The 1,397-nt window shown below is 56.2% G+C and carries 3 protein-coding genes; 1 reads left to right on the plus strand and 2 read right to left on the minus strand.

The window, feature by feature from the left end:
• Together ABZX22_RS45060 and ABZX22_RS45065 are read right to left on the minus strand one after the other, a co-directional pair.
• Window positions 1-313 (minus strand): hypothetical protein (locus tag ABZX22_RS45060; protein ID WP_354923487.1); only part of this gene is annotated, 313 nt, incomplete at its 3' end.
• 134 nt (window positions 314-447) lie between these two features.
• Complete coding sequence (locus ABZX22_RS45065; RefSeq protein ID WP_133050290.1) at window positions 448-678, minus strand: AlpA family phage regulatory protein; 231 nt, start codon at window positions 676-678, stop codon at window positions 448-450.
• 459 nt (window positions 679-1,137) lie between these two features.
• Between ABZX22_RS45065 and ABZX22_RS45070 the strand changes: the two genes are divergently transcribed.
• Window positions 1,138-1,397: hypothetical protein (locus ABZX22_RS45070; protein ID WP_354923491.1), on the plus strand; the 260-nt coding region annotated here is incomplete at its 3' end.

The raw sequence follows: 1,397 nt of genomic DNA on the forward strand, positions 1-1,397 counted from the left end.
GCGTAAAGAGCGGGCTATGGCGGTGAGCGGGGAAGTGCTCATCAATTTCCCGGAGACCGGACTTGAGGCAGAGCAGGATGGAATCTCCCAGCTCGGTCTTTTCAACCCACGCGCGGCCGTGCTTCGTCATGACTCCGAACGGCGCCTTACGGCTTGCCATAAGCTTACCCATCATCTCGACGATACGCTTGACCTCTAAGACTGCGTTCAACTGGTGGGTGATGAAGAGGGTGCCGTCTTCACCCCATACGTAAGCGCGTTCGCGCATGAAACTGCTGTTGTTCTTCAATGGTGTTTTCATTGTCGTTGCCATCCCCTCCCTCCTAGTGGAGGTCAGGAGTAACAGTGTTTATTCCTACTGAGCCCATGCAAGAAGATGCCCAGCACACATGCCGTTTCTAGCCCATGCAGAGGGCTAAGATCGGCGTCGATCTCGGAAAGTTAGGGCTAGCGGCGCCCCACCTCCCTGGCCTGAATCAGGCCCACAACGAAGTCATCAACTTCGTGTTCAAGGAACAGGACTGACGTCCCCAAGCGAAGCGGCTTCGGGAAGGACGGCAGGTAGCTCGGCGAGCGCTTGTTGAGGTAGCCGTACAGCGTGGATCGTGCGATGCCCAAGCGAGCTTGGACTTCTGCCCGACGGAGCATTCGGAGTGATTTTGGTGAGTTGTTCTGCATGACGCCTGGCCGTCTGTGGTGTGTGGACGAGCCTACGAACCAAGCGCTGACAGAACCATCCGTTTAGCCCCCTGTAGAAAAATACAGTGCGTAAGCCATTGATTTAGTTGACTCGAAATTTAGCCGGGATCTAACTTTTCAGAGGGGAGGAACTAGTTGAAAAGTGGCCGGGGCCAAGAAATGCGCCCCGGCTGATCGTCAATTCGAGCGACTGCTTGCCAGAACGCCTGCCATGAAGACGACCGCGAAGGCGGCCAGGTATTCGAGAGGGGAATTGGATCGTTCGATGAACACGATAGGCTCCTAGTCAGTAGGGAGCCGGCATTGCGCCGGCATAGAAGAGAGGCTGTAGCCTCTCCCTATCGTGTTATAGGTTTGAAATTGGGTTGAGTGATCTCAGGTGTTCCGACCTAGCCCTGACTATGGCAGGGTGCAACTAGGCGCGTAGGAGTAGATCCAATGGGCACCCCCGAGACTGACGTTTCCCTGCTGGACGAGATCAAGGCACTCCGACAGCAAATAGCGGTGCTATGCGTCGATCTGTCGGGCAAGGACTGGCTTACCGCAGACGAGGCCGCCCACTACTGCGGCGTGTCTGTTAGCCAGTTCAACGCCCGAGCCCACGAATACGATCTTGATCCGCGCAAGTTCATGGGGAAGAAGCTTTATGCGAAGACGGCTCTCTACCAGGCAATCTACGGCGCGAAGGCTTGGACGCG

Source organism: Nonomuraea sp. NPDC003804 (assembly GCF_040610675.1).
GTDB lineage: Bacteria > Actinomycetota > Actinomycetes > Streptosporangiales > Streptosporangiaceae > Nonomuraea.